Below are 6,577 nucleotides of genomic sequence, written 5' to 3'. Positions count from 1 at the left end.
TCTGAATCCTGAAAGGATAACCATGCCCACAAAAATCAACGGCCCGAGCATCATCGAAGCGGTTGGCACCCGGCCCAAACGCATCGAAGAATATATCGGGCAGGTCAATTCAGGCACCGGTGCGGTCAGCGTCGCCCGCATGATCTCTCCACCCGGATGGCAGGAACCCGGGCAGCGACCTGCGTTCGACGAATATACCGTGGTCCTCAAGGGGCGGCTCCGGGTGGAATCGGAAGACGGCACGCTGGACATCCGGGCCGGCGAGGCGGTCATCACCCATGCTGGCGGGTGGGTGCGCTATAGCACGCCGGAACCGGAAGGTGCCGAGTACATCGCCGTCTGTCTGCCCGCCTTTTCGCCGGAAACCGTCCATCGGGACGATGAAGTGGCCTGAAGGCCACCTGAAATGGTTTTCAGCATCGCGGTTCACTTGCGGCGCCAAAGGGGAAGACATGAAAAATATTGTATTTCTGGTACTGGCCCTATGTGTGGGCGGCCTGCTGCCTGTCCAGGGTTCGATTAACGCCTACCTGGGCAAAAGCCTCAACCACCCGCTTCAAGCCACATTCATCTCTTTTTTCGGGGCCATCCTCTTTCTTATTCTCCTGCTTGTGGCGCTTAACCCGCCGCTGCCATCGGTTGCGCAACTCAAATCCACCCCGGCGTTTTATTACACCGGCGGCATCTACGGGGTCATTTTCGTGACCACCATCTTGATGCTGGCACCACGCATCGGCATCGCCAACACGCTGGTGGCCACCATCGTCGGTCAGCTTATCGTCTCGGTCATTCTGGATCACTTCGGCGTTTTCGGCCTGCTGCGACACCCGGTCAACGGATTCCGCCTGCTGGGGTGTGCGGGGCTGATGGTCAGTCTCTACCTGATTCAAAAGACCAGCTGAGAAGCAAAGCCGGAATGGGAGGGGTTGATCGCCGTCGGTCAGAAAAGTGGAACCGGAGCAAGGGGTAGTGCGACGGGGCCGACCACGGGGTGTGACTGGCTGGACAACTGGGTGTCCATTGCGTTGCTCCGGTATGACCATAAAATAAGGATGGACTCACCTGGAGTCAAGGATTGAGCCCTCCCGCGGCTCCGATGAGCGGGATCTCTACTTCGCTCCGACAAGCCGCGGGGAGGGTTCCCCGATTTGAACTCATAGCATCCGGTGGGGAAGACTTTCATGGCGACTGGCCGGTGTGATCTGGATATAATCCAGTTTGCGCTGCAATTCACGAATCGTGTCGGCACCGCCATAGGTCAACCCCGAACGCAGACCACCGATGATATCGGCAATGACCGCCTCTTCGTTCTCCCGGTATGGAACATCGACCGAAACCCCCTCTGCCGTTTTCCACCCGGCCATTCCACCGTGATAGTCGTCCTGGACCTCACTGCTGGCCATGCCACGATATGATTTGACCAGCACCTCCTGGCCATGTTCACTTTTTCGTTTAACCACCGGCCCCGGCGTGGGCCGCGTTCCGGCCAGCATGCTGCCAATCATCACAAAGTCGGCCCCAAAGGCCAGTGCTTTGACCATATCACCGGGCGATCGAATGCCGCCGTCCGCCACAACGGAGCGGTCCACCCGGGCTGAGTTGCGTATCGCGGTGAGGTTGGGCACGCCAAACCCGGTCTTGATGCGTGTCGTGCACACCGCGCCGCCACCGATGCCGACCTTGATGATATCGGCACTGAGGGACGCCAGATAATCGGCGCCGGCATAGGTGGCCACATTGCCGGCCATGATGCAGGCTTCCTTGCCCAGCATGGCCCGGACTTTTTTAAGGGTTTTACCCACATAACGGGCGTGTGCATGGGCGACATCGATACAGAACAAATCCGCACCGGCATCGCGAAGGGCCTCGGCCCGTGCCATATCACCGGAGGAGCAGCCAAGTGATACAAAGGTGGGGTGGGCACAGGATTTAAACATCTCGATATTGTCCTCGATGGACATGAACCGGTGCATTACGCCGATCCCCCCCTTGGCGCCGATAAAATCGGCCATGGCGGTTTCGGTGACGGTATCCATGTTCGCGGTCATCACCGGAAGCTTCATACTCAGTTTGCCGGTCTTGTCGATCATGGAAATATCCACGATCTTGCGAGATTCCCAATGATTGTAGGACGGAACGAGCAGGACATCGTCGTAGGTAATGGCATCGGTCATTATAGGGTCCTCAACTGGGGGCCGGTTCACAGGCCCGTAGAAAAAACATTCGATAATGGTGGCGCGTCCTTGGGGTAAATTTCGGACACTGGTTTTTTAATAGAAAGCAACCCTCTGTATATTATAGTTTTTTGTATTCCATTTACGCCTGACCATGATTCTTTCCAACCTTATCCTGCTACCTGTTTTTATGCAACGGTGGGTTAATGCGGATGTCATTTTTCTGAAATGGTATCTCAACGATCATGATGAAAATCGATCTCCAGTTCGCTCGCTGACCCCGCCGCACCGGTGCTCGGTATCTCTGGTTCGCTCCGACCCCGATGAGCGGGATTTTTGCTTCGCGCCAACCCCGGTGGCGGGATCTCCGCTTTGCTTCGACAAGCGGCGGGGAATGTGCTCGCTATCACGGTTCAGCAAAGATTCAGTCGAAGCAGGTGTGGGAAACCATATCATTCAAGTGTTCTGTCAAAATGTCGATATATTAAGTGCATGATTGTATTTGATCGTGTCAATCTGTATATTGATTGAATGCTGGAAACGGTCATGAGTGTAAGCAAAACAATGCAATCGCACAGAGCCAAAATAATGATGCGAAGAATTGCAGCGGTTTTAATCATCCTGATAAGCATCCCTAATTTCGCATATGCCACCCCGGCAACAGTTATCAGGGTGTACGATGGAGATACGCTCAATGTCGATGTTCAGGGCAAAACGGTCACGCTCAGGCTCTATGGAATCGATGCACCGGAATCTGGACAAGATGGCAATGTAGCCGCCACACGTTTTTTAAGGCGGTTGGTTCTTGAGCATCCCGTGGAATTTAAAGTCATGGAGACCGACCGGCTCAACCAGGCTTTTGCCGTCGTTATCCGCGAAGGCAAGGAGTCGAGCGTCAACGCCGCGATGGTGGCCAATGGCTATGCATGGGTGAATCCTAATGGGTGCAAGGCCGAAGAATGCCCCAATTGGAAAGAGATAGAATCTCAAGCCAGATCGCTTAAGCTGGGCATCTGGTCGGATTATAATGTGGTGCCGCCGTGGGAGTTCAGAAAGCGGCAAAGCAAGGAATGACACCCTTGTAAACCCGCCTTGAGGCAATCCACTCATACCGCTTTTTCCGGTGGACATGCAACCGGCTGACGGTTGGTTTATTAGAACGTATCTCAAAAATAGTCCAAGTGCCCATGGCGGCGTTATGAAACGACTCAAAATGCTCACATACTACCTGTATGCTGCGCTTGTCTCGCCGCTGCATGCCTTGCCCTGAACCCTGATCCTTATTTTTGAGATACATTATAGTAAGAATCAGCCAGTCGGAGCAAAAATAACAAGGGCATGTTTGTCCGCCCAGGTAAACAGGGCGATCAAATTTAAGGTTACGATCATATGGTCTTGAGATATTTTTTTTTGATGCGGATCGCTTCAAAACAGCAATGAACCCCACATTCTTATCGCGGCCAGGCCGATAACCACGGCAAGCAGCTTCCTCAAGCGTTTCACCGGCACCTTGCGACTGACATGTCCGCCCACCGATGCAGCCGGAAGCACCGTTAAAACGATTGAGATTGCCAGAATCCATTCGATCTGTCCAGTTATTGCTTTACCGATAAATGCGGCAAGTGACGAGAGAAAAACGATGGCCAGATTACTGCCGATTGCGATTCGGGTTGGAACCTTGACATAAGTCGTCATCAAGGGAATCAAGATAAAAGAGCCGCCTTGTCCGACTAAGCCACCGAGAAGACCGACACCTGTGGCAGCAGTCAGCGCCCGTGTCTTGCAGAACTCAAGGTCATTCGCGTTCGGGCGTTCTATATCATTTTTTATCGGAGCAACCATCAAAATCGCCGCAACAAAGGCCAGGCATGCAAAAATAAAAAGAAGCGTCTCGTTTGACACGAATCGGGCTGACGCACCACCCGCCAGAGCTGCAATAAAAATACTTGCCCCCATGTAAGCGGACAGTTTATCAGACATGAAAGCAAACTTGCGGTGGGTTAACCCTCCCGAGAGACAACCTAAGAGTCCCATAACGATGGTTAACCCAGCCACGATCCGCATTGATAAAGGCTCCAAACCGATTAGCGGCGGCACATAAAGCAGAAGCGGAGCCATCATGATTCCTCCTCCAATGCCAAGAAGTCCGGATATAAAGCCAGTAAAAATGCCGATGCAACCGATAAAAAGATAGATCTCCATATAGGTTTTATTCCACGGCGATTCCTGTGTCACCATCAATAGTGGTGCCGATCTTTACAGCTACGGGAACGCCGGCGTGATTGAGCGCCGCTATCAGCGCATCTGCCTGGGAATCTGGAAGCGACAGTAAAAGCCCGCCAGAGGTCTGGGGGTCGTAGAGCAACTCTTCTTCGTCCTTGTCGAGAATCACCCGCATTTCAAGGTTGTGCTCGTTGACCATCTGCCGGTTTGCCCGGTTGCTGCCGGTTGTTTCACCCTTTCTGTACATATCGAAAGCGCCTGGATAAAAAGGAAGGTCTTTAAATTTAACGACAACCTTGGCACCACTGCCATGCGCAACCTCCAGCAGGTGGCCAAGAATGCCGAACCCGGTAATATCGGTACAGGCATGCAGATCAAATTTCAGCGCCGTTTCTATGGCCGCGCCGTTCAAGGCAGCCATGGATGGCAGCACCTCCCGCTCAAGTTCCTTGAAAGAAAATTTACCTGAGCGCACCGCATTCAACAAAACCCCAGAACCAAGCGGTTTCGTCAAAATAAGGGCATCACCGGGTTCTGATCCGGCGTTGGTGATCACACGATCCGGATGTACCACGCCATTGACACACAAACCGTATTTGGGCTCTTCATCGTCAACCGTATGCCCACCAACCAGACAGGCACCGGCTTCAACGACCTTGTCGTGGCCGCCGCGCAAGATATCGCGCAACATCCCCATATCAAGATGCTTTGACGGAAACATCACCACATTCAAGGCGGTAAGGGGTTTTCCTCCCATGGAGTAGACATCGGAAATGGAATTAGCAGCGGATATCTGCCCGAACCAGTAAGGATCGTCAACCGGTGGCGTTATGAAATCAACCGTACTGATCATGGCGATCTCTTCAGAGAGCTTGTAGACTGCTGCATCGTCGGCGGTTTCGATGCCAACCAGAAGATTGGGGTCGGTTGGCGGAGCAAGCCCCTCGAGTGCGTCCGACAGAGCCGTCGGACCGATTTTAGCAGCTCAACCGCAAGTCCTGGCCAAACCTGTCAGTGATTTTTTCTTGAAGAATGTCATATTTCACCTCTCTATAGATAACTTCTATTTTTTAAGTCATTCCAATACAATTTTTCAATAATACAACATTTAAAGATTAGATTGCAATCTGTCATGGCATCGAGTCTTTGGCGATAATCGTGTGTCAAAAAGGAAGGGCAGGCCCGGTGTCAGGCCTGCCCCGTAGGAGGATCTATGGATGGTATCATGTTGCAGTTGGCTCCCCAACTTAAAAGGGTTCCATTTACAGGATAAGACCTGCCTGACCGTTATGCAACTTCAAGCCCCTCAATACCCGCTGATCGGCCGGATCTCTTTACCCGCGCAGAACATTCCCCGCGGCTTGTCGGAGCGAAGTAGAGATCCCGCTCATCGGGGCCGTGGGGAGGGTTCGATGGACCGCGGCATCAATTTTCAGGTTGTCGAGGGTCGGGGGTGATAATTTGGGGATGTTGAACTGAGAATCAACCCGGGTTCGTTTCTGGGATATGAAAAAATTACTTCTTCCTGTTGAATTAATTTCACAATAGTATTCGATAGTAAAACATATCTATGAGCTTAACCCATCGTATTCTTTTTATATTTTCTTTTTACTAGTTCTTGGCAAGTGTTTTGCTTTGATACAAGTTAAGATCCGAAGAACTCCTAACCACAACGCCAATAGAAGAACCTTCATACTACAGAGAATGCGGACATGAAGGTAATAATTTTAAAAAGAGGGTTTTCGGAGTCAGTCGGATTAGGTTTCTCGAGTGTAAGTGCATCTCATCGGAAAAACTGCACAACGGGAAACCACCCAGTTGAGAAGGCAAGTCTGAAAGATGGCTTGCCTTTTTATTTTAAGTGGGGCTGGTTTCTTAATAGGTCGCCACGGCCGTACCAGATGCTGCCAGGCTGGGGTTGCTGGTCGAGGAGGATCATGGCTACCTCACCAAATAATACTGATTTTTCCGGCAATGAAAAAATTGACCGAGGCACCGGTAACGGTTGGAATCGGGTTGGAAATCGATTTTATCGGTTGGGAAAATGGGGGCATAAAAAAGGGACCTGCAGTTTCTTGTAGATCCCCTATCCCATTGTGGCGGGAGCGACGAGACGCGAACTCGCGACCTTCCAGCTTGATTATCCGACCTTTTAACCCTACAACGATAGTTAGTGTTCT

7 protein-coding genes are annotated in these 6,577 nt (G+C 51.9%); 3 read left to right on the top strand and 4 right to left on the bottom strand.

Features of this window, described 5'->3' with window-relative positions; genetic code table 11:
* Both QNK41_RS10720 and QNK41_RS10715 read left to right on the top strand, forming a co-directional pair.
* Positions 1 to 394 (top strand): cupin domain-containing protein (locus QNK41_RS10720; protein ID WP_319256579.1); only part of this gene is annotated, 394 nt, incomplete at its 5' end.
* A gap of 58 nt (positions 395 to 452) precedes the next feature.
* On the top strand, positions 453 to 902 hold the full coding sequence (locus QNK41_RS10715; RefSeq protein ID WP_319256578.1) for a DMT family transporter: 450 nt from the start codon (positions 453 to 455) through the stop codon (positions 900 to 902).
* Positions 903 to 1,154: 252 nt separating this feature from the next.
* Here QNK41_RS10715 and QNK41_RS10710 read toward each other — a convergent pair whose 3' ends face one another.
* Positions 1,155 to 2,174, bottom strand: coding sequence for a guanosine monophosphate reductase (locus tag QNK41_RS10710; RefSeq protein ID WP_319256576.1), 1,020 nt, complete (start codon positions 2,172 to 2,174; stop codon positions 1,155 to 1,157).
* 546 nt (positions 2,175 to 2,720) lie between these two features.
* On the opposite strand from QNK41_RS10710, the gene QNK41_RS10705 reads away from it, so the two are divergent.
* Positions 2,721 to 3,248: a thermonuclease family protein gene (locus QNK41_RS10705; protein WP_319256574.1), complete on the top strand. Its 528-nt coding sequence runs from the start codon at positions 2,721 to 2,723 to the stop codon at positions 3,246 to 3,248.
* A 351-nt stretch (positions 3,249 to 3,599) separates the two neighbouring features.
* Here the strand turns inward: QNK41_RS10705 and QNK41_RS10700 are convergent, their stop codons facing one another.
* From QNK41_RS10700 to QNK41_RS10690, 3 genes are all read right to left on the bottom strand, one after another.
* A complete protein-coding gene (locus tag QNK41_RS10700; RefSeq protein ID WP_319256572.1) occupies positions 3,600 to 4,376 on the bottom strand; it encodes a sulfite exporter TauE/SafE family protein in 777 nt (258 codons plus the stop codon).
* A gap of 7 nt (positions 4,377 to 4,383) precedes the next feature.
* The gene (gene selD / locus QNK41_RS10695) at positions 4,384 to 5,436 is read right to left on the bottom strand and encodes a selenide, water dikinase SelD (RefSeq protein ID WP_319256570.1); all 1,053 of its coding nucleotides are present in this window, start codon (positions 5,434 to 5,436) and stop codon (positions 4,384 to 4,386) included.
* A 907-nt stretch (positions 5,437 to 6,343) separates the two neighbouring features.
* The coding region (locus QNK41_RS10690; protein WP_319256568.1) for a hypothetical protein at positions 6,344 to 6,577 on the bottom strand (234 nt) is incomplete at its 5' end.

The sequence above is a fragment of the Desulfosarcina sp. genome (assembly GCF_033791525.1).
Lineage (GTDB): Bacteria > Desulfobacterota > Desulfobacteria > Desulfobacterales > Desulfosarcinaceae > Desulfosarcina.
This window is presented reverse-complemented; position numbering and strand designations above follow the sequence as displayed.

Bases quoted from the DNA above. Each gene is read 5' to 3' on its own strand.
- QNK41_RS10715 (WP_319256578.1), top strand. From the start codon at position 453: ATGAAAAATATTGTATTTCTGGTACTGGCCCTATGTGTGGGCGGCCTG.
- QNK41_RS10710 (WP_319256576.1), bottom strand. From the start codon at position 2,174: ATGACCGATGCCATTACCTACGACGATGTCCTGCTCGTTCCGTCCTAC.
- QNK41_RS10705 (WP_319256574.1), top strand. From the start codon at position 2,721: ATGAGTGTAAGCAAAACAATGCAATCGCACAGAGCCAAAATAATGATG.
- QNK41_RS10700 (WP_319256572.1), bottom strand. From the start codon at position 4,376: ATGGAGATCTATCTTTTTATCGGTTGCATCGGCATTTTTACTGGCTTT.